The organism is Pseudomonas sp. JV414 (assembly GCF_032424305.1).
GTDB lineage: Bacteria > Pseudomonadota > Gammaproteobacteria > Pseudomonadales > Pseudomonadaceae > Aquipseudomonas > Aquipseudomonas lini.
The window spans coordinates 1006307-1028299 of the sequence record NZ_VYKC01000022.1; the positions used below are offsets into that span (position 1 = coordinate 1006307).

Consider the following 21993-nt stretch of genomic DNA (forward strand, 5'->3'; position numbering starts at 1 on the left):
TCCCCTTGTCAGTTGACCTGCACCAGACCACCCTTGATGGTCAGCATGCCGCCGCCATCCACGGTCTGTGAAGCGGCGGCCTTGTTGGTCAGGCTGATCCCGGCATCGTTGGTCATTGTCGTGCCGGCCTTGTTCTCCAACGAGGTACCGGCCTGATTGCTCAGGGACGTACCGGCCTTCTGGCTGATCGAGGTGCTGGCCTCGGCTGCCAGATCAGCGCCACTCTTGATCGTGAAACTGCCGCCGCTTTGCAGGGTCAGGGTACCGGTCACCTTGATGGTCAGGTTGCCGTCCACCGTCAGGATGTAATCCCCCGTGACCTTGTGCGTGTAGTTGCCACCGGTGCTGTGGGTCTGGTCCGCGCCCACCGTCACCGTGCGACTGTCCTTCACATCGAGATTGTCACTGCCAGTCTGGATGGTCACGCTGCGTTTGCCTTTCTCCAGGGTCACGGTCTCGTCGCCTTCTTTCACTGTGCGAGTGCGGGCGTTCTGTACGGTGAGGGTTTCGTCATGACCGACCGTGGCAGTGGTGTCGTTGAGCACATTGATCTTGAAATCCTTCTGTGCCTGCAGAAACACCTCTTCGGCGTCCTTCTTGTCCTCGAAGCGCAATTCGTTGAAACCGCCGCCGCCCTTGGACGATTGGGTCTTGATCCCGGACTGAGTCTGATTCGCCGGCAGCGCATAAGGCAGGGCGTTGTCGCCGTTGTAGACGCAACCCGTCACGAGCGGTCGATCCGGATCGCCATCGATGAACGTCACGATCACTTCCTGGCCGATACGCGGCACGAACTGCATGCCGAAACCCTTGCCGCTCCAGGGCAACACGACCCGCACCCAGCAGGAACTGGCTTCGTCGTTCTTGCCATCGCGATCCCACGGGAACTGCAACTTGATCCGGCCGTATTCGTCGGTCCAGATTTCTTCGCCCGACTTGCCGACGACGATGGCGGTCTGGGTGTGCATTCGCGGCTTTGGTGTGGTTCTTGCCGGGCGAAAAGGTGTGGCCTTGGGGATGGCTTCGAAGCGATTGCGATAACTGTCATGACTGGCTTCGTGAGTCACCGCCGTCACTACCCAATCGATATTCAACGTCGAATCATCGTGCCCTGCGAGAGTGAACCAGTGCCCGGGCACCAGCCAGCGACAGTCGCTCTCACCGACGAAGCGCTTCTCCTGACTGCGCAAACCGTCAACGCGCTGCTTGGTCAACGCATCGCCCCGGGCCTTGGCGTTGTAGCTGCCCGGGTGCTCGTACATCGACCGCGGCCCGGCGACTGCTTCGGCCTGGCTGTAGAGCGAAGTGGTCGGGGTGGTGAACTCGTAATCCGTCGCCCGATACACCCCGGCCACCGCTTGCACGCAGACTTGTCCAGAGCGAATACCGTGAAGTTCGCGTTCGCCCAATTGCTGGCCGAGATAATTCACCTTGGGTCCATTGGGGATCGGCACGAACGCGTCGTTGCTGTCTCCCAGCACCAACGTGTGTTTGCCGTCCTCGTGAGTGAAAAACCAGAAAATGCCTTCTTCTTCCAGCAGTCGCGAGACGAAGGCGAAATCGGTTTCGCCGTACTGCACGCAGTATTCGCGGGGAGTGTAGCTGCCGCTGAGTGAGAGTTTGAAGTCGGTGAAGGCGTGGGCCTTGAAAATGGTGGTGACGATGTCTGAGGTACTGAGATTCTGGAATACGCGGTTGTTACTGGCCAGGGTCAGCCACCAGAGCCATGGCCTGAGAACCACTTGATAGCGTTCGGCGGTGGCGTCGGCGGGAAGTTGCTGGATTTCGGCGACGAGGGCGTCGAAAGCACGAGTTTGAGCGTCGTTGTGCAGGGTGGTGGTGAGGTGGGTGGCGATGGCGGTGGTCAGGGATAATGAGGTGCCGTCGTTGAGGCCAATCAAGGTCTGCTTGCCGAGGCTGTTGAGGGTGTCCTCGCCGGAAATGGACTCAGGATACAGCGCCGCCAACGATAAGGCAGTCAGCGAAAGGCTGGTGTTGCTGTCGGTGGTGCGTGGCATCGAGCAACCTCAGGTGATGGTTAAGACATGGCTATTTCGGGTGTTCGATGTTATTTCGGGTTTTTACTAGCTCGCGAAATTCTGTGCGTCTACTTTGAGGAATAACGCAGATGATTTCCGCTTTGGGCCAATACCTGAAAGTATTGGCTGGAGAGTGGGCATAAGCATCGGGTTTTTTAGACAAATTTGCTTGCCAGATATCGATGGCAATGCCCTCGCCGGATTTGATTTCACCTAGGGTATTAGCGACGCAAACAAAGTAATGATCATATTTTTTAGTACCCATAATGACCACTTCGCATCGGTCGAAATATTCATCATGGACCAACGTGTGAACAGCCGCGGCGGCACAGCTGAAGCATCTTCCAAATGTTGACTCCAGGACCATGCCTCCTAACAGGACCCAGAACTCTGGTGCCTCAAGCGGTTTGCCTGCGATTCTCAGCGTAATTTCTACCACGCCCGAAGCAGAGCCTTTTTGTTGCGTTGTGATCGGGTCATCTTTTGTGTAGTTGTAAACGCCATGTTTCTTGGTGGGAATATCCGTTACCGTGATCTTCGCCCAGAGTTTTTCATACTTTCTTATTTGCAACTCAACAGGCCGCACACCACTGGAAGAAGAAAGACTCAGGCCAGCGGCGGAAGCAGGGGCGAGGCCAAGACCACTGGAAGAAGGCCTGGACACAGGCGCAACGCTGCTGCCCATCCTTATCGCTGTCGGGACGCTCGAAGAGGAACTGCTGGCAACTGGCGCCAGATCCGGTCCCTCGGCGGATTTCAAGTGGGTGTTGAGTTGCACATAGAGTGCCGATGTGGTCTTGAGTCGGCTATAGGTAACATTCTGATAGGTGAAGGCCTCGTTGCACTGGTCAGTGAACCATTCAACGGCTTGTTTGAGTACGTTGTCATAAGGACTGCTATCGATAAGCTGACGAAGAATGTTGGCGGCGGCCTTGCTTTCAGCGCTCTTGAGCCAATGAAAGCGGATGGCGTGCCAGGCTTTCAGTGCTTCTTCAATGGTGGCTCTGTATTTCATGGTCGATCCCTATTTGTTGCGAGCGCGCAAAGCGTTGCTCAGGCTAATAAGCGAGCATTGGTTTTATCAATAAATTCGCTCCCTCTGTGCTATCACTTGAACTTGCCGCCCTTCTCATGTATGGAAGCTTGATTGTCACTGACCCAGCCGCCCATCTCGGTGTCATTTCCATAGGTGTAGCTGTACATCAATACCGAATTTCCGATATAGGGATCGAGTTGCGGTCCACAAAGATGACAGGGACTTAGTTCGATATAAATACGGGTGATGAAGTTGCTGTAATCGCCGTCCGGAAGTGTAACGCTGTTGATCGCTTGAGCCAGTGCACTGATTTCCGCATGTCCGCGTAGGGTCGTGACTACTTTCTTGGTTGTGGTGGTGTAGGTTCCGAGGAGATCCAGTTTCAGTGCGCTGTCGCCGAATTTGTACATTAGTAAGCCACGTGCGGAATCGAAATGTTCGATCAGCGCGAAACAGGTTCCATGGGACGCCCCCGAACCGGCCAAGGCGCGGCGAGTTGAAGAGGATTCATGGCAAATACTGGCCAAGTCGGGAATGGTGCCGCCATTAGTAGCCTGGTTAGCGGCTAGCCAGGTGGCGTACATGGGGTTTGCCCCTGTCATTGCCACATTGCCGCCTGAGTAACGACCAACTTTATGTGTTTCCGTCATGCCAATATCCTGCTGAGATGGCTAGGTGTAGGTTAGCTACTTGAATATTTTGTAGATGGTGGCGTTACTGATTTTTCCTATTATCTCCACCGCGGCGATGGCGTTCGAGCGGGAAGAAAACGAACCGTAGTAGTCCCAGAATGCGATTCGCCATTCGATGTTTTTCCCGATGCCATTTATGAACTTGCTGAGTTTCGGTGCGCAGCCTTTCGGCCATGTTCCGAATTCATCGGAAAATATGTTCGAAGAGTCCAGGCACGGACTGTGTGTAAGGAAAATATCCACAATTCTGGGGTCGTCTGTTTTGTTTACTTCTTTTCGGTAACCATCCCAACTCCGAATCATGATTTCTTCTGCATGCCCGCCAAGCACGGTAGGTTTGCAGGCAACGAGATTGCCTTTTTTTATTTCCAATCGCTGTACTTGCCGTCGGTTGTATCCGGCTATCCCCGGCCCGTCCGAAAAGCGCTCTGACCATATTGTCCAAAGCATACTGTCATCATTATCCCAACGCATCAGTAATCCCACCTCACCTGGTGAGTTGTGGCTAATCATGCGATTGACGGCCTTTACAAACTTAGGAGAGAAATCTATTTCCGACATAGTCCTTTACCTGCTTCAAACAGTGTTCAAGCGTTTATTCGCACCTGAACTCTTTTTCAGTCACTGCTGAAATAGTTCATTCCAACACCCACTCCGCCAACTTCCCCGTCACCTGCGTCATCAACACATTCTCAACATCCCGTGCCCCGGCAGCACTGCACTTGGCCAACACCGCCTGCACAATCCCTGCATCGAACTCAAACTGCTTCCCGGTCGCGGCCTTATACCGTCCGCGCAATTTCTCCAGCTTCGCCAACACAATCCCTTCCAGCGTCACCTCATCCAGCGGCCGATACGCCACCACCGTCATACGCGCCAGAAACGCTGGCCGAAACGCTTTCAGTAGCACTTTATGCAGCGCTTCATTGACCGCATCAGTGCCCAGGTGCGCGGTCGGTGTGTCGAGCAGCAACTCAGCCCCGACGTTGCTGGTGGCCAACATCACAGTGTTTTTGAAATCCACCACCAACCCGGTGCCGTCTTCCATGACGCCTTTGTCGAAGACGTTGTAAAAGGCTTCGAGCACATCCGGGTGGGCCTTTTCGATTTCATCCAGCAACACCACCGAATAGGGTTTGCGCCGCACCGCTTCGGTGAGCACGCCACCGCTGCCGTAGCCGACGTAGCCGGGCGGGGCGCCTTTGAGTTGGCTGACGGTGTGGGCTTCCTGGTATTCCGAGAGGTTGATGCTGATCAGGTTGCGTTCGCCGCCGTAGAGCGCGTCGGCCAGGGCGTAGGCAGTCTCGGTTTTGCCCACGCCGGTGGGGCCGACCAGCAGGAATACGCCGACCGGTTTTTGCGGGTCGGTGAGGCCGGCGCGGTAGGCTTGCAGGCGTTGGGCGATGGTGTTCAGCGCGGTGCTTTGGCCCATGACCCGCTGGCCCATGCGCTGGCCGAGGGTGCGCACGGCGTGGGCTTCGTCGGCGAGCATTTTGCCCACCGGGATGCCGGTCCAGCCGGCGATCACGGCGGCCACGGTTTTGGCGTCGACCTGTTCCGGCACCAGCGGATCGTCCTGGCGAATGGCGTCCAGACCGGCCTCGAGTCGTACCAGTTCGGCGGCTAGATGATCGATGCGGCTGTCGGTGGCTTCGTCCGGTTTGTCGTTGTCGGCGCGCTCGCTCAAGGTGAGTAGCTCGCGGCGGGTTTCCAGCAGTTCGCGCACGGCAATCCGTTCTTCGTTCCAGCGGATTTCCAGGTCGCGAATGGCTTGCACGTTACCGACGGATTCGGTTTCCAGCAGGGTGATGCGTTCACGGTGATCGAGCCCGGTGGCTTGTTCGCGACGCAGGCGTTCGACTTCGTCTTTGAGGCTTTGTTGGCGATGACGCAGGCTTTCCAGCGGTGGCGGCACGTCGTGCTGGCCGAGGGCGACCCGGGCACAAGCGGTGTCGAGCACGCTGATAGCTTTGTCCGGCAACTGACGCCCGGAGATGTAGCGGTGGGATAGCTTCACTGCTTCGTGGATCGCCGCGTCCAGCACCTGCACACCATGATGCTGTTCCAGTTTCGCGGCCACGCCACGGAGCATTTCCACGGCAGTGGTTTCGTCCGGTTCCTCGACTTGCACCAGTTGAAAACGCCTCGCCAGTGCCGGGTCTTTCTCAAAGTATTTTTTGTACTCAAGCCACGTGGTGGCGGCGAGGGTGCGCAACTCGCCACGGGCCAGCGCCGGTTTGAGCAGGTTGGCCGCGTCGCTGCCGCCTTCCGCGCCGCCAGCGCCAATCAGGGTGTGGGCTTCGTCGATGAATAGAATGATCGGTTTGTCGGCGCTGCGTACCGCGTCGATCACACCTTTGAGCCGCTGCTCGAACTCGCCTTTAACCCCGGCACCGGCCTGCAACAACCCGAGGTCGAGTACCCGCAGGCTGACTTCCTGCAGCGACGGCGGTACATCGCCGGCGGCAATGCGCAGGGCCAGGCCTTCGACCACTGCTGTCTTGCCCACGCCCGGCGCGCCGACCAGGATCGGGTTGTTCTGTCGACGCCTGAGCAGGATGTCGATGCACTGACGAATCTCGCCGTCGCGGCCGACGATGGGGTCGATGCGCCCGGCATGGGCGTCGGCGGTCAGGTCTTGGGTGAACTGATCGAGCACCGTATCCTGTTTCGGCTGCGGTTTGCCGGCATTAACAGGTCGTGTGCCGCCGACGTGTTCGCGTGAGTTTTCGGTCCACTCCAGCAGATTGCTGCGCAATGCTTCCCGGGGAATTTTCAACAGCGACGAGGCGCTGTTGAGCAGCAGGCTGCGGCGTTCATCGCGATCGAGCAAGGCCAGCAGCAGCAAGCCGGAACGGATGCTGTCGAGACCGAGCACACTGGCCTGAACCACCGCGTCTTCGAGCAGGCCGATGGTTTGCGCCGAGAGCGCCGGGGTGCGGGTGCTGCCGGATTTGAACAGTTCCAGGGCCTTGTTGATTTCCGCCGTGAGGGCATCGCGTTCCAGGCCAAAGCGCGGCAGCAGGTAGGCGAAATCACCGCCCTCGATGTCCAGCAGCTCAAGCAGCAGGTGCTCGATTTCGACGTAATGATGACCCCGTTGCAGGCAGCGTTGCGCGGCCCGTTCGAGGGCGCGGCGGTTGTCCGGGTTGAGGCGTCCGATCAGGCTGGCCAGTTCCATGTTCAGGTGATCTCCAGCTGACGAAGGCGGGTTTCGATCTGTTGCACGGCGAGGCTGGTCTGGCGTTGCAGGCCGCCGTTCCAACTGAGCAAGGGCGGTGTTTGGCGACCGAGTTTTATCGGACTGGCACCGCGTACCAACAGCACCAGCGTGCAATCCAGATCGGGGCCGAAATACAGCGCGCTGAGGCTGGCCAGTGCTGGATGGGATTCACCGTCCGGCAGAAATCGCGCCGCCTGCGCCGAGCTGAGCGGGCCGAGGGTCAGGCGATAGCCTGCGTGTTCATCCCAGACCCGGGTGCCGGCCACGGCGCTGCGGCCCAGTTGCAGATTGCGCCCACCCGGTTGCAGGCGGCTGCGACTGGCGGGTGGGATTTCCCGCCAGGCACCTTCATAGGCGCTGAGCGCGACCGGCAGTTCGAAGTGCTCGCGCACGATCGCGGCGAAGCCGGCGAGGGAGCGACGCCCGTCGGCAAACAGCGCGCTGCACGCCAGTACGGCGGAGTCGGGAACGGCCTGACGTTCCTGCAAGGCTTTGGGCAACAACCCGGTCAGCGCCCGCAGTTGCGCCTGCACCGGGGACGCGCCGGGGGCCGTGAAGCCGACGGCAATCCGGTGTTTGCGCATCACTTTGTACAACAGGCTGAGCAAGCGATGCTGGAACAGATCGAGGAACTCGGCCGGTGCATGATCCTTGGCGCGGGCCCGTTGCTGCAGCCATTCCTGATAGGCGTAGGGCAGGGGGCCGTCGGGCCCGCCGAGGCCAAACACCGGGGTACTGAGTGTCGGTTGCTGGCCCGCTTCCTGGGTCAGGCTTTCGATTTCGCTGGCGGAAAAAAGCGGCGTCAACGGCCCGCGCAGACGCAGGGCTTCCGCTTGAGGCGCGGTGCCGCTGCCCAGGGATTCGGCTTGCGGGTGTTCGCGTTCCAGCAGCAGCAACGCCTGCAATAATTCGAACGCCTGCGGGTCGCGCCGCAGCTTCTGACTCAGGCTCAGAGGGACAGCGGCATGCCGGCTTGGGGTTGCCATGCCTTGACCTCCTTGTCTGACTGGACCAGGACCGTGCGCACAAAGCGATTGGCCGTGGCATAGAGGGAAAAGAACTGCGCCAGCACCGCTGAAAACAACACGGCGCTGCTGCCGACGAAATGCTGCGGATCGAGTTGCAACTGAACTTCCAGCCCATTGCGCCAGCCACGCCACGCATCTTCGCCGACATGGGCGATCACCCGCTCACAACCAAGGCCGAGCAAGCCTTCGATTTGCCGCAGGGCGCTGGCCTCGTCGCGCAGGTTGTGTAACTGGAGGATTTCCTTGAGGGCATCCAGCGCCTGCGGCCCCTCGACCAGCGACAAATGATTGAGGGTCAGTTGCGACACCAGCCGCCAACGGGATTCGCCATCCAGTCGCGGCAGGCTTTGCGGGCTGGGTGGGTTGCGCAGGCGGGCCCAAGCCACTGGTCCCGGTCGTTCGAAACCCAGTGGCGTTCCGGCCGGCAGGCTCTGGGCCAAGTGTCGGTTGGTACACAGCAATTCGGCGGTGAGGCTGTATTCGCTGGCCTCGGACAATGGATCGAGTCGGGTGTCCACCAAGCTCACCATCAGGTCAGTGCCCAGACGATTCGGGGTCATGCCGCTGACCCGTCGCGCGTGCCAGTAGCATTGCTTTTCACCGCCGATGTGTTGGCTGCCGTAATAAGCAGGAACGCGCAACACACCCTGACTGGAACTGGCACGCATCGCGCGGATGCTGTGGATCTCGACGCTGTTTTCCCGGTGGCTGTCGGCGACCAGGCGGTACTCGCTGCGGGTGCCGTCCGGGCGCAGGGGCTCCGAAGTGCGTGGAAACAGATTGATCGCCGGTGCACAGCCCAAGGCGAAATCGCTGGCCTGAAGGTGCAGACGGTTGGCCGGGGCGCGGTCGAAGACGATGTACAGGTACAGCGTCTGGCTATCGCTGGTGGCACCAGCCAGCGGGATATCGAAGAAATTGAATTTGTCCGGAAAGGCGAAATACTCGGCGAGCAGGCGCATGCCCGGGTGCACGCCGTCCTCGTCCGGCAACAGCACTTCGTCGCTGGCGAAACCGACGATATCTGGCAGCCCCGCCAGCACTTTCGGCACGCTGCCGACGGGGCCGGCCAGCACCTTCACGGCGTGGGCGCCGAGCAGGTCATACAGGCAGGCGTTGATCACCGGAGAGGCGGCCAGGTGCATGCGCAACTGTTTGATCGCCAACTCCGACCACTGGCTTTCACCGAGGCAACGCAGGCTCAGGCGCAGGGCCGAGCGCGCTTGCGCAACGCCGGTCAGCGCCTGGGCTTCGTCGCTGCCCAGTAGCAGCGCTTCATTGATTTCCACCGGCCACAAGCGAACCGCGGCGCTGGTGCGAAAGTGGATGCTTTCGCCTTTGCTGGTGGTGACGAACAGCGGCGTGTCTCTGGGCAACGGGTATCCGCCGGCGAGGTTGCCTTTGCTCGGGTCCGGCTCGAACTGCACGATCGCACAGGACGGTAACGGTCGCATCGCCAATGGGTAAAGCTGTTCGAGCAAGGCGTCGCTGAATTCGGCGTAGTCGTCGTCGAGCCGCCGTTGCAGGCGTGCCGCGAGCAAGGCGAAACCTTCGAGCAGTCGTTCGACATGCGGGTCGGGGCATTCACCGGGGGACAATTCCAGACGCCTGGCAACCTTGGGATAACGCTCGGCAAAAATGCTCCCGGCGTGTCGCAGCCAGGTCAGTTCGCGCTGGTAGTAATCGAGCAGTTGCGGGTCAATCGAGTCGCTCATGACGCACCTCAAGGCCATCGCTGGCCTTCTCGATGACAAATGCCACGGGCCAGTGCTGCTGGCCGCTGCGCAACTCGCCCAGTAGCCGAATGCTCAATTGCTGCGGATGGCCGGGGACCGGATTGACCTGAACCTCGCCCAGTTGCAGGCGCGGTTCGAAATGGGTAATGGCCTCGCGGACTTCCCGCGTCAACTGACGACGGTCATCGCTGCGCTGCTGTTGCAAGGCGGTCCAGTCAGCGATGCCGTAGTCGAGAATGCTCGGTGGGGAGGTCAGTGGACGTTGGCCGCGTCGGGTGTTGAATAGGCGCAGCAACTCCGTGTGCACCGAGTCGAGCAGCCCCTGGCGATCGAACACCTGCACGGTGTCGACCTCGCTTGCGGCGAGGCGCTCGAACAACGGTGGGAGCATGCCGGTACCTGTCATGGCCGACGCGTCCGCTTACTTGGCTTTGATGAGTTTGTTGGCGGCCATGTCCCAGGTCGAGGCGGCCGTGCCTTCCTTGGTGCCGTCGTCTTTCTGTGCGGTGAGTTCCCATTTGATTTTGGTGAAGTTCAGCGACAGGGTTTCCACCGGTTTGCCACCGGTACCGCCACTGACGCTGACGTTGGACAGCACGACATTGGTCAGGGTGTAGATGATGAATGGCATCAGCTGACCGCTGCCTTCGGCGGCGTTGCGACCGATGGTGATCTTGGCTTCGGGGATCGGTTTGCCGGCGCAGCAATATTCGTTGAGGGATGGCGTCGAACTGTCGACGAATTTGGTCAGGGTGAACTCGCCGATGTGCGGCTTGCCGGAGGTCCGCTCCGAGTTGCTGACGTCGTTGGTCACCTGCATGGCCACGTTGTGGCTGTAGGACATGACTTCGATCTTGTCCTTGTAACCCTCGAGCAGGCTATCGCCTTTGATGTCGCCGCCGAGGTCGAGAATGATTGCATCCATCGCATGAAACTCCTGAAAGTAATCGTGCTAGATAAGCAGGGGGAATCCCGCCGGGTTGGCCGGCGGGAGGCAGGTCAGGCAGCTACCGGTGGTGGCAGGGTTGCGACCAGGCGGATCGACGCGGTCAGCTCTTCGAGCTGGAAGTGCGGCCGCAGGAACACCGTGGCCTTGTAGGCACCCGGTTTGCCGGCGACCTCGGTCACGTCCACCCGGGCTTCACGCAACGGGTACTGCGCCTTGATCTCTTGCGGCGCGTTGTCGTTGATCAGCACGTAGTCGGCGATCCAGTTGTTGAGGTAGGTCTGCACGTTGTCGCGGGTCATGAAGCTGCCGACCTTGTCGCGCATGATTACCTTCAGATAGTGCGCAAAACGCGAGGCTGCGAGCACGTACGGCAACATCGCCGAAATCCGCGCGTTGGCGTTCGCTTCATTGGTGTTGTAGAGCTTGGATTTGTTGGTGGTCTGGCCACCGAAGAACACCGCCACGTCGCTGTTTTTCTTGTGGCACAGGGCGATGAAACCGAGGTCGTTGAGCTCTTTCTCACGCCGGTCGGTGATCGCCACTTCGGTCGGGCATTTGAGCGACAGATCACCAGAGGTAGTACGGAAGGTATGGGCCGGCAGGCCTTCTACCGCGCCACCACCTTCGGCACCGCGAATCGCCGCGCACCAGCCGTACTTGGCGAAGGCTTCGGTGATTCGTTGCGACAAGGCCCACGCGGCATTGCCCCACAGGTATTTTCCGTGGTCGCTGCCATTGACGTCTTCGACGTAGTTGATGCCTTCCACCGGCGACGTGTCAGGACCATAGGGCAGACGCAGCAGGAAGTGCGGCAGCACCAGCGACACATAACGCGAGTCTTCGCTTTCGCGGAACGAGCGCCACTTGATCAGCTCCTGGCTTTCGAAGACTTTCGACAGGTCACGTGGCACCGCCAGTTCGGTGAAGCTGTTCATGTCGAACAGCCGAGGGCTGGCGGCAGCAATGAACGGCGCGTGAGCAGCCGCGGCGACGTTCGAGAGTTTCTCCAGCAGGCCGATGTCCTGCGGGTGCCGGCCGAAGGTGTAGTCACCCACTAGCAGGCTGAACGGGTGGCCGCCGAAGGTGCCGTATTCCTCTTCGTAGATCTTCTTGAACAGCGCGCTCTGGTCGAACTCGACAGCTTTTTCCAGATCGTTCTGCAGCTCTTTCTGGGTCACATTGAGCAAACGCAGTTTCAACCGGGTGCTGGTTTCGGTGTTCTGCACCAGCATGTGCAGGCCGCGCCAGGAGGCTTCGAGTTTCTGCAGGTCTGGGTGGTGCAACACTTCGTTGAGTTGAGCGCTGATCAGTTCGTCTATCTGACTGATGCGGTCGTTGATCATCGCCACGGTGTCCTTGTCGATGGCCATGCCTTCGTCAAGTACCTGGGTAGCAAATTCCGCGAGCATGTCGCGGGCGTAATCTTGCTGGCTGTCGTCATGGGCCATGCGGCCTTTGGCGATTATTTCATCGAGCAGGGACAAGGTCTGGGCTGTGCTGTCGCTGGCTTGGCTCTGGGCGGCGGATGAGGCGGGCATGGCGAATTCTCCCTAAGTGGATGGACGATCAGGCCTGCGGTTCGGCCGGTACTTCTGCATCGCCTGCGGGGGCGGCGGCGGTTTCCGGGCGGGCCGACTTGATCTCTTGCAGGCCCTCGGTGTTGGCGATGACGTCGCGCAACAGCTTGTCCAGATCATCGTTGCCGTCGAGCTTGGTCAGCAGATCGCGCAGACGCTGACGGGCTTCGAACAGGCGCCGCAGCGGAGTGACCTGCTCGACCACCTTGACCGGGTCGAAGTCATCGATGTGTTTGAAGTTGAGCTCGATGTTGAGTTTGCTGTCGTCGCCGCTGAGGGTGTTGGTGACCTGCAAGGTGGCGCGCGGGCCGATCGAGGCGAGCACTTCGTTGAAGTTGTCGCGGTCGATTTCGGTGAAACGCCGTTCATTCAATTTCGGGAGTGGCTCGAGAGGTTTGCCGGAGAGGTCGGCAAGAATGCCGACGACCAACGGCAATTCTTTCTTCTCGATTGCATTGCCGATTTCGACGTCGTAGGTGATTTGCACTCGGGGCGGGCGAACCCTGTCGAGCTTGTGCTGAGTACTTTCTGCCATGGTGGCTGACTCCGATGCATGAGGCGGGCGCAATGCATCGGGAGGCCCGTTTCATCGCATTCCCTTACTGGACCGTAGGTTAGAAAGGGAGGGCAGAGGACCTGTCATTCCTTTGACGAACCTTCCACATTCGTCGTGCCGACCGAACTACCCAAGACGCTAGAACAGGTCTATAAAAAAGCAAACAAAAAGCAATTTTGGACCGTGTCGAGAAAAGGAAAATTCATTTTGTACGCACGTTTATTTTCTTTGGTTCTAATCCTGTCACTCGCCGGGTGTTCGTTGTTCGGGCCTCGTGTCGACCTCGATAACCTGACGTTGGACGTCGCGCCTCGCGCCAACGATGACACCCCGATCGCGGTGGACTTCATTGCGGTGAACGACGCGGATCTGCTCAAGCAGTTGTCGGGCATCACCGCCCGGCAATGGTTCGCCGAACGCGAGCAGTTCCAGCGCGACTACCGACAGTTGATGACGGTCTGGGGACTGGAGCTGGTGCCCGGTCAATTCATCGACAAACAACCCTTCCCGCTGGGGGGCCAGCGGGCGGCTGGACTTTTAGTCTTCGCCAGCTATAACACTCCCGGAGCACACCGGTTACGGCTGGACGATCAGAGCAACGCCTGGCTCAAGTTCGACAGTCGCGAGATGACGCTGGTCAGCGATCACCCGAACTGAACACCTGTAGGAGCCAGGCTTGCCGGCGAAGGGGTCCTTGAGAGCGCCTTCGCCGGCAAGCCTGGCTCCTACAAAAGCGGTTCACTCGCTTAACTGACAGAGTTAGGCGCCACCAGAGGTCGAAGGGAATCGTATGAGTCTGCTACCTGACGCGGTTTGCTGGCATGAGGGCATGCAGTTATTGCCCCAGCATTTTCAGTTGCAAGGGCTGCGGGCCGAGGCGCTGGTGGCGCATTTCGCCCAGGCCTGTAATCCGTGGTTCTGGGGCGTGACTCGCGTCGAGTTCGAGCCCTCGGCATTGAGCGCCGGGCTGGTACGACTGATCAATCTACAGGCGACCTTGCCGGACGGTTTGCCGGTCAATCTGCAGGCCGGTGTCGGGCCGATGCTGGAGCTCGACGTCAGTGAAGCGATCGATGCCACGGACAACGCCACCGTCACCGTTTACCTGGCGATCAGTCCGCTGTGGCGCGCCGGGCAGTTGCTGCCGCTCAAGGGCCGATTGCAATCGGTGGTCGGCGATGCGTTGCCGGACCTCACGAGCGGCGAGTACCCCGAATCGATCACGGTCTGGCGTCCGAACCCACGTTTGTGTACGCAGTTGAACAAGGCGGATTCCGTCTGCCTGCCGCTGCTGAGAATTCGCAAGGAGGGTGGCGGCTTTCTTCAATTGCCTTACACACCGCCGACGCCGTGCCTGTTGCCCGAGTCGGTAGTGGGTCGGCGCGTGGCGGGATTGTGTACCCGCGCGCGGGAGAAATGCATGTTCCTCGCCGGTCGTTTGCGCCAGGCGCAGCAGGCCGGCAATCAAGACGACGCGATGGAAATTCGCCGTCAGTTGACGGCGCTCTGGGCGCGGCTGCCGGAAGTCGAAGGCCTGCTGAACAGTCGGGTGGCGACACCTCAGGCGCTGTATGGATTGCTGCTCGGATTGGCCGGCGCCTGGTCGGCGCTCGATCCATTGGCCGGTGTTCCGGCGTTCGCTCCTTTGGATTTTCTTGAATTGCAGCGCGGCTATGAAGCGGTGCTCGACTGGCTTGAAAAGACCCTGGAACTGATCCGCGCCGGTTACCGCAGCCTGGCGTTCGAACGCAGTGAACAGACCTTCTCGATTCAATTGCCCGATGACCAGCCGAGCCAACGGCTGGTCATCGGTTTGCGCATGCCCAACGGTGCCAGCGAGCAGGCCGCTAGCGAATGGTTGCGCGGGGCGATCATTGCGTCGCAGCCGCACATCGCACTGCTCAGTCGCCAGCGCATGAGCGGTTTGTCCCATCAGGCCATGAGTCGCAATGAACAAGTGGCCTACAGCGTTGGCGACGATACGCGGTTGTTTGTGGTGACGGCCGAAGGCCAATGGTTCGACGGGCAGTTGCCGTTGCTGATTGCCGCACCGGCTTCCAGGCTGGCCAGCAGTCCATGGCAAGTGGTGTTGTTTGTGGCCCAGGCGAGTGAAAGTGCTTGATCAAGGAAGGAACGTCATATGTCTGAGGGCAATGTCGGGACAGGTACACGAGGCCTCCACGAAGCGCCGCTGAGCAGTGCTTTTCGTCAGGCCTGGCAGCAATGGTCCCAGGACTGGAACCAGTTGCCCAAGGACAGCGAAGACGAAGCGCTGGTGGATGCGGTGGTCGAACTGTCCACGCAAATCTCCCAACGACTGTGGCGAACCGCATTCGCCAAAGTCGGTGACGCCGCCACCGAGCAAGTCAAAGCGCTGGTCTATGCCTTTGTCGCGCTGGTCGATGAAACCTTGCTGTTTACGCCGTGGCCCGGCCAATCGGCCTGGCAGGAAAAACCTTTGGAATCGCGGCTGTACGCCAGCCGTCAGGCCGGTGAGCGGATACCGCTGGCGATCAAGGAATTGCTGGACGAGCAAATCCCCACCACTCGCGATCTGGCCAATGTCTATTTGCAGTGTCTGGTGCTGGGGTTTCAGGGACGCCTGCGCGGCGAACAGAATCAGACCCAGCATGAAAAATGGCGCCTGGCGCTGTTCACCTTTGCCTGGCAGCACGAGGCGGATTATGCCGACGTCAGTGCCCGACTCGAACTACCTTCGGCGGTGCCGCCGATGCAATTGCCGGTGCGTCTTTCGTTGCCGGACGGTTTTCGCCTGGGCCTGGGGATTCTCGCCATGGTCCTGCTGCTGACCGGGCTGGGGCAGTTGTTCTGGCGTGACATTCGTCTGGAGCTCGAACCGGTCTTGCAGATGACCGATTCCGTGACCGCCTCGGAGCAAGACTCATGAGCACGCTGGGGATTATCGGCCTCATCATCGCTGTGCTGTTGGTGCTGGCGATTGTCGGGGTGGCGGTCTGGTGGTTGCGCACGCAAAGCGGTGCGGCGATTCGCAGTTTTTACCTGGCGGTGCGGCACATGGAGCAGGAGCAGGGCGCCCAGGACCGATACCAGATTCCATGGCTGCTGATGCTCGGCAACGAAACCCAGGGCACGCAGTTGTGTACTCAGTGGCGTTTGCAGCCCACCGACAAACCGGCCTGGTTCGGTCGCTGGTGGTCGGACCCTGAAGGTGCGGTGCTGGTGGTGCCTCAGGCGCTGTTTTTGCCGGATGAAGGCATGCACCTGCAACGCGGCGGTTGGTGGCGCTTGCTGGGATTGATCCTGCGCTTGCGCAGTCAACGTCCGCTGGACGGGGTGGTCTGGACGGTGCCGGTCAGCCGGCTGGGCAACGTCGAGCAAGCCACGACCCTCGGGTTGGCTGCGCGCCGACGCTTCATCGATCTGTTGCAACGGTTCGGGCTGAGCCTGCCGGTGTACGTGGTCATTACCGGCATGGAAGAGTTGCCGGGCTTTCAGGAATTGATCACTGCGCTGCCGGTCGAGGCCCGTGAACGCACGCTGGGTTGGTCATCGCCCCACGGGACCGATGCGGTCTGGCAGGCGCAATGGAGCGATCAAGCGCTGGATCAGGTTACTCGGGCCTTGGCGGAATCGATCATCGAAATCGGCGCCTTGTCCGGGCAGTTGAGCAGTGAATTGTATGGCTTGCCGGAACGCTTCGACGCCATGCGACGCCATCTGCAATCCTTGCTGGAGCCGGTTTTCCAGGGCAATGCGCAAGGCGAGGCGCCGCGCTTTCGCGGCATTTATTTCACTGCCAATCAGCCCTCGGAAGACAGCGCCGACGGATTTTCGGCCTACGACACCGGGTTGCAGCAGAGTGCCTTCGCCCGGCAATTGTGGCAGCGGCGGGTGGTCGCCGAGCGCGGCCTGGCCCAGGTGGTGCCGCGTCTGTTACGCCTGCGTCAGCGCTGGCAGCGCGTGACCGGAGCGGTGGCGCTGGTGGTCGCGGTGGTCTGGGGCGCGGGCATGCTGTGGGTCTGGCAGGATTCGGTCAAGGAGGCCCATGAACTCTCGCGGCTGCTGCAAGGGGCGCAGAAAAACTACGCGGCGGTCACCGATGAATCTCATCGGCTGGAGTCGACCCGGCGCAACGTCCAGAGCTTCTGGCGAGTGCTGGAAAAGGCGCCGGGCTGGAGCTTCACCTCAGTGGTATTTCCGACTTCCTGGTTCTCTTCGCTGGATGCGCAGCTGGCAAGCGAGTTGCGCCTGACTGCCCACAGCCATTTGATGCTGCCGTTGCGTGATCTGTTGAGCGCGGAACTGGCGCAACTCAAGACCATTCGCAACACCGAACGCCGGGGCAACGTCGAAAGCGAAGATCCAGCCCAATGGCAAAACTACGTCAAGGCCAAGGATCTGGTGGAGCGCGCGGTGAATCTGGAACAGCAGAACCAGTGGTTCAATCAGGCGCTGAACAACCCCAAGGCTCCCCTCGAAGATCTGGTGTTGCTGAGTAACAACGCGTTGTCGCTGAACCTCAACGTTGGCACGTTGCACCGCGCCGGTTTTTACAACCGGGCGTTGTTCGATGCTGATGGCAGCGACTTGCGACCGCTGGATCTGACCGTCGAGCGCCCGGTGATCGAGGAAAATTTCCTCGGCCTCATGGAGCGCTGGCTGGACCAGTATTTCCTGGCCGACAATTTCGTGCGCCAGGCCGGTTATCTCAAGCTGCATCTGGAACGGCTGGAAGCCGGCAGTGGCAACTCCCTCACCGAGCTCGAAGATTTGCGAGCGCTGGTCGATGATCTGCAAACCGTGATCGGCTTGACCAATTCGGCGTGGGGGCGTGGCAAAGGGCAGGACCTGGTGCCTGGCTATCGCGAGTTGCTGGACAACGTGCGTAAAAGCGCCTTGCTCGGACCGCAACTGGAACAACAGTTGGAAATGCAGGCGGCCAAGCTGCAGCAGAGCTTTCGTGATCAATGGATCGTCCAGGCCGGCTCCCGGGACAATTTATTGATTCAGCAAGGCAGCGGGCAATTGGTCTTGCAGGAACATGTGGTGCAGCTCAACAACGCGGTACAGGCGTTGTTCAAACGTGACTTTGTGGCCATCGCCTTACACGCGGATCGCTCCGAAGCCCCGAATGGGCAAGGGCAGGGCGTTGATGGCGACGACCTCGACAGTGCGCTGAACTATTTCGCCAGCTACAAAAGTTACGCCGCCGAAGAGTTGCCACGCATTCCTCCGGTGTATCGCGGTGCCTTGCTGCAAGCGGCCGAAGGCGCAGTGGTCAAGGCCATGTTGTCGAGCCTGCGTGAGCACAATGCTCAGGTCCATAGCGGCGTTTTCAATGTGCAGGCCTCCCAGGCGATTGCCTTGCAGAAAGCCTTTATCGAGGTGCGTCGCAGTGATCTGGCCACGCGTTTGCAAACTGCCTTGAACCGCCGCGCCTTGGCCGAAATCGTCAGCGGCCTCGACGAAATCGTCGCCCAGCCGCTGTTCAGCGGGCGTACCGAAATCAGCCAGTGGGACGGCTCGAAGAACCTCGGCCTGCACCTGTATGGCGCCAACGACGTGCAGGATTTGAAACTGAGCCTCAAGCAGCAATTCAACACCATGCTCGGCATCACCGAGCGCCGCACATCGGCGCTGGAATGGCTGAAAGTCCAGCAACAGAACCTCTCGGCGCTGGATTATGAACGCGTGACGCAGTTCAATGCGCTCAACGACGAACTGCTCAAGTACAAGGAGCAGAACCCCGCCAGTTCGCCGGCGCAGATAGAGCAGTTGGTGAGCCGCGACTTCATCGAAATGGACGCCACGTCCTGTGGCCAGATTCTGCAAACCGCCAACCTGTCCGGCGGGCGCGGAACACTGGCGTTGCGGGCGGTGGATCTGCAACAAACCGCCATGCAACGCTGCCAGTTCCTGCAACAGCAACAGGCCGCGGCAGCGTGGAACGACCTGGCCAATTATTTCAATCAGTACCTGGCGGAGCGCTTTCCGTTTGCCAATGGCCTTCAAGCCGCCGACGCCGATCCAGCTCGAGTCCAGCATCTGCTGGAACTGATCGACAAGCGTTTGCCGGTGGCACAGGCCGGACTACTGCTGAGCCAGACCCCGGAACGCCTGGCCGCCGAAGACTTTCTCAATCGTCTGAAGCAAGCCAGCACCTGGCTGGGCCCGATGTTTGTACGCGACAAGAGCGGTGTGTTGGGGCTGGAGATGGACGTGCGCTGGCGTACCGATCGAGAGGAAGAGCGCGGCGCCGATCAGGTGATTGCCTGGGGCTTGAATGCCGGCAATCAACAGCTCAGCTACCCCGGTGAGGCCCAGCCGAACCTGCGCTGGATGGTCGGTCAACCGGTCCGTCTGACCTTGCGTTGGGCTCGAAATGGCTACCAGCGTCCGGCCAACGATCCGTTACAGCCGAGCCTGGTGGTGCGAGATCTGGAAGCCGGCTGGGAGTACAGCGGTCCGTGGTCGTTATTGCGCTTGATGCGCTCGCACGTGTCGGTGCAGCGCCAGCCGAACATGGACTACACGGACTTTCCGTTGACCTTGCGCCTGCCCGTGACGACGCAGGCCAGCACCACCACCGCCGAGCAAACCCTGATGTTTGTGCGCTTGTCGTTGATGACCCAGGGCTCGAAATTGCCGCTGTCCATTCAGCCCTTGCCAACTCGGGCCCCACGCTCACCGTTCATGGTGACGAGATCGACCGCGGGCATTGAAACCCATGACATCGAATCCCAAAAGGAGGGCCTGTGAATCAACCTTCAACGCCGTTGCCGGAACTGATTACCCAACTGCTCGAACCGATCAGCGTGGAGGCCCCCTGTGGCCAGGACCTGCGTTATGAGCCTGAGTTCGACCGGTTGCGCGAACTGCGCCGTGAGGACGACACCAGTTTGCCCACGGGGGTGTGGCAGTCGTCGATCAAGCGCGCCCAATGGCCGGAACTGGAAAAACTGACCACCAGCCTGCTGCTCGAACGCAGCAAGGATTTGATGCTCAGCGCCTGGCTGGGTGAGGCCTGGCTGCATCAGGACGGACTCGAAGGGTTGCCGGGCAGCCTGGCGCTGGTGGCCGGGTTATGCGAGCGCTATCCCGAGCACCTGCACCCCCAGGCTGAGGACGGCGATCAGTCATGGCGGGTGATACCGCTCGAATGGCTGGCTCGACGCTACGCTGAAGTGCTGCTGACCCGAGTGCCGCTGTTCGAGCCGCGCAACAATGAATTCGATAGTTTCTGTCTGGATGCCTGGCGTCGGTTACAGATGCAACAGGTACAGGCCAGCGACAGTAAAACGGCCAAGACCTCGGCCGAGAACGCGCGCAACGAACAGAAGAAACTCACCGAACAGATTCGCGCCACCCCGTTGTCATTCTGGTTGCGCAGCCAGGGCACGCTGCTGCTCAGCCAGCAGCACCTGCAACGCCTGGAGGTATGGAGCGACGCTTATCTCGGCAATCAGGCCCCAGGGTTCAAAGCGCTGCAGGATGTGATCGAAGCGTTGTTGACGCTGGTTCAGGAGTTCATCGCCATGCATCCACGAAAACCAACCCCGGCGCCTGTCGAAACGCCTGCGGTAGCGGAATCGAGCCCGGCCGCCGTGCCGGACATCACCCCGACGCCCCAGACGTTCAGTGAGCCGGCGAATCGTGAGGAGGCGTACCGGCAATTGCTGTTGATCGCCGAGTACCTGGCACGCACCGAACCCCACAGCCCGGTTCCCTATTTGATCAAACGGGGCGTGGAGTGGGGCAACAAGCCTCTGAGCGAGCTGCTTGGGGAGCTAATCAGCGCCGATGCCGAATCCCGGCGACTGTGGACGCTGTTGGGCGTCCTTTAGTGATTGTGCAGGGTGGCTGCCGTTGGCGGCGGTAAAGCAATCGGGGTCAGGACCGGTTGACCGGAAAAAAACGCCGTCAGGTTTTTGCCGACCAGTTCCACGGTGCCTTGGGTGGCCTCCGGGGACAAGCCGGCGACATGCGGGGTCAGAATCACGTTGGCCAGTCCCTTGAAGGCGTCCGGCACCTGGGGTTCGTTATCGAAGACATCCAGCGCGGCACCGGCGATCCGTCGCTGTTCCAGCGCGCTGATCAAGTCTGCCGTGACGATCACACTGGCCCGTGCGATGTTGACGATGAAGCCTTGGGGGCCCAAGGCGTCGAGTACCTGCCTGTTGATCAAGTGCTGGGTGCCGAGCCCGCCGGGTGCGGCAACGATCAGGAAATCCGAGTGGCGCGCCAGTTCGGTCGGTGTCGAGCAGAAGCTATAGGGCACGTCGCTGCGATGCTGACGATTGTGGTAACTCACGCTCATGTCGAAGCCGTTGGCCGCACGTTTGGCGATAGCGATGCCGACGGCACCCAGGCCGAGGATGCCCAGGCGTTTGCCCGCCAGGGAAGGGCGCATGATTTTCGGCCACTCGCCCCGACGCACGGCAGCATCGGCCCGAGGAATATCGCGCACCAGCGCCAGCAGCAACGCCATGGCGTGGTCGGCGACGGAAGAGGCATTGACGCCGGCCCCGTTGGTGACGGTGATACCGTGGTCGGCGGCGGCTTGCAGGTCGACGTGCTCGTAGCCGGCGCCGATCACGCAGATGATTTTGAGATTGGGCAGGGCGGCAATTTCATTGGCGTGCAGGCCCAATGGACCGCGCGTCAGCACCGCATCGATCTGACCGCCCTGTCGGGCAATGGCAGCGGCGCGTTCGGCCGGGGTCGGGGCCAGAATCAGATGAAACCCCTGGCGTTCGAGGATCGGCAGGTATTCATTGATGGTTTCAACCAGTACCAGAACAGTTGCGGTCATGCTGGGCTCCTGTGGGGCAGCGGAATGTCGGGGGCTCGAACGTCGCTTCAGATTGCTGATTCCAGAGCGGTTTGGCAATGGCCAGGGTTTTTGGCTCCCGGTGTCGGAGCTGGCGAAGCCTGCGATCCTTCTAATGACAACACTAGATCAGTGCGAGGCAGATGGTGGGAGTTTGTCCACGATCCCGTAGGAGCGAGGCTTGCCCGCGAAGAACGATAACGCGGTATTCCTGATGGACCGAGGCGACTGGTTCGCGGGCAAGCCTCGCTCCTACAGGAGAACGCAGGCACCAGCTGCATCTGATCCGCATAACCATTCCTCAGCTAAGCCTTTGCTTCTGTTGATTAATCCCGGACAATCGCG

At 60.3% G+C, this 21993-nt stretch carries 17 protein-coding genes; 5 read left to right on the plus strand and 12 right to left on the minus strand.

The window, feature by feature from the left end:
* Positions 1-8: 8 nt before the first annotated feature.
* From tssI to tssB, 11 genes are all read right to left on the minus strand, one after another.
* Positions 9-2018 (minus strand): type VI secretion system tip protein VgrG, encoded by a 2010-nt coding sequence (tssI, locus tag F6R97_RS28595; protein WP_315867492.1) that lies wholly within the window; start codon positions 2016-2018, stop codon positions 9-11.
* Between the two features lie 31 nt (positions 2019-2049).
* Positions 2050-3054, minus strand: coding sequence for a hypothetical protein (locus F6R97_RS28600; protein ID WP_315867493.1), 1005 nt, complete (start codon positions 3052-3054; stop codon positions 2050-2052).
* Between the two features lie 92 nt (positions 3055-3146).
* Positions 3147-3725, minus strand: a complete 579-nt coding sequence (locus F6R97_RS28605; RefSeq protein ID WP_315867494.1) for a hypothetical protein — start codon at positions 3723-3725, stop codon at positions 3147-3149.
* Between the two features lie 36 nt (positions 3726-3761).
* Positions 3762-4328 carry a hypothetical protein gene (locus F6R97_RS28610; RefSeq protein ID WP_315867495.1) on the minus strand — a complete coding sequence of 189 codons (567 nt, stop codon included), beginning with the start codon at positions 4326-4328 and terminating at the stop codon, positions 3762-3764.
* A gap of 76 nt (positions 4329-4404) precedes the next feature.
* A complete protein-coding gene (gene tssH, locus F6R97_RS28615; RefSeq protein WP_048394609.1) occupies positions 4405-6948 on the minus strand; it encodes a type VI secretion system ATPase TssH in 2544 nt (847 codons plus the stop codon).
* A gap of 2 nt (positions 6949-6950) precedes the next feature.
* Positions 6951-7976 carry a type VI secretion system baseplate subunit TssG gene (gene tssG, locus F6R97_RS28620; protein WP_315867496.1) on the minus strand — a complete coding sequence of 342 codons (1026 nt, stop codon included), beginning with the start codon at positions 7974-7976 and terminating at the stop codon, positions 6951-6953.
* Positions 7940-9733, minus strand: coding sequence for a type VI secretion system baseplate subunit TssF (gene tssF, locus F6R97_RS28625; protein WP_050682575.1), 1794 nt, complete (start codon positions 9731-9733; stop codon positions 7940-7942). The genes tssG and tssF overlap by 37 nt, the downstream gene beginning before the upstream one ends.
* The gene (tssE, locus tag F6R97_RS28630; protein WP_315867497.1) at positions 9717-10160 is read right to left on the minus strand and encodes a type VI secretion system baseplate subunit TssE; all 444 of its coding nucleotides are present in this window, start codon (positions 10158-10160) and stop codon (positions 9717-9719) included. The genes tssF and tssE overlap by 17 nt, the downstream gene beginning before the upstream one ends.
* Before the next feature lie 15 nt (positions 10161-10175).
* The gene (locus tag F6R97_RS28635; protein WP_038984147.1) at positions 10176-10679 is read right to left on the minus strand and encodes an Hcp family type VI secretion system effector; all 504 of its coding nucleotides are present in this window, start codon (positions 10677-10679) and stop codon (positions 10176-10178) included.
* A 74-nt stretch (positions 10680-10753) separates the two neighbouring features.
* Positions 10754-12241 (minus strand): type VI secretion system contractile sheath large subunit, encoded by a 1488-nt coding sequence (tssC, locus tag F6R97_RS28640; protein WP_038984146.1) that lies wholly within the window; start codon positions 12239-12241, stop codon positions 10754-10756.
* 28 nt (positions 12242-12269) lie between these two features.
* The gene (gene tssB, locus F6R97_RS28645) at positions 12270-12815 is read right to left on the minus strand and encodes a type VI secretion system contractile sheath small subunit (RefSeq protein WP_048394603.1); all 546 of its coding nucleotides are present in this window, start codon (positions 12813-12815) and stop codon (positions 12270-12272) included.
* 228 nt (positions 12816-13043) lie between these two features.
* On the opposite strand from tssB, the gene F6R97_RS28650 reads away from it, so the two are divergent.
* The 5 genes from F6R97_RS28650 (at position 13044) to tssA (ending at position 20662) form a co-directional block, all read left to right on the plus strand.
* A complete protein-coding gene (locus tag F6R97_RS28650) occupies positions 13044-13493 on the plus strand; it encodes a hypothetical protein (RefSeq protein WP_038984144.1) in 450 nt (149 codons plus the stop codon).
* 133 nt (positions 13494-13626) lie between these two features.
* Positions 13627-14958, plus strand: a complete 1332-nt coding sequence (tssK, locus tag F6R97_RS28655) for a type VI secretion system baseplate subunit TssK (RefSeq protein ID WP_315867498.1) — start codon at positions 13627-13629, stop codon at positions 14956-14958.
* 18 nt (positions 14959-14976) lie between these two features.
* Positions 14977-15744, plus strand: coding sequence for a DotU family type IV/VI secretion system protein (locus F6R97_RS28660; RefSeq protein ID WP_315867499.1), 768 nt, complete (start codon positions 14977-14979; stop codon positions 15742-15744).
* Positions 15741-19577, plus strand: coding sequence for a type VI secretion system protein (locus F6R97_RS28665; protein WP_315867500.1), 3837 nt, complete (start codon positions 15741-15743; stop codon positions 19575-19577). Before F6R97_RS28660 ends, F6R97_RS28665 begins: the two co-directional genes overlap by 4 nt.
* Positions 19574-20662, plus strand: coding sequence for a type VI secretion system protein TssA (tssA, locus tag F6R97_RS28670; protein WP_315867501.1), 1089 nt, complete (start codon positions 19574-19576; stop codon positions 20660-20662). The genes F6R97_RS28665 and tssA overlap by 4 nt, the downstream gene beginning before the upstream one ends.
* On the opposite strand, the gene F6R97_RS28675 is transcribed toward tssA, so the two are convergent.
* A complete protein-coding gene (locus tag F6R97_RS28675; protein WP_038984139.1) occupies positions 20659-21630 on the minus strand; it encodes a 2-hydroxyacid dehydrogenase in 972 nt (323 codons plus the stop codon). The two genes, tssA and F6R97_RS28675, sit on opposite strands and share 4 nt — an antisense overlap.
* Positions 21631-21993 lie beyond the last annotated feature (363 nt).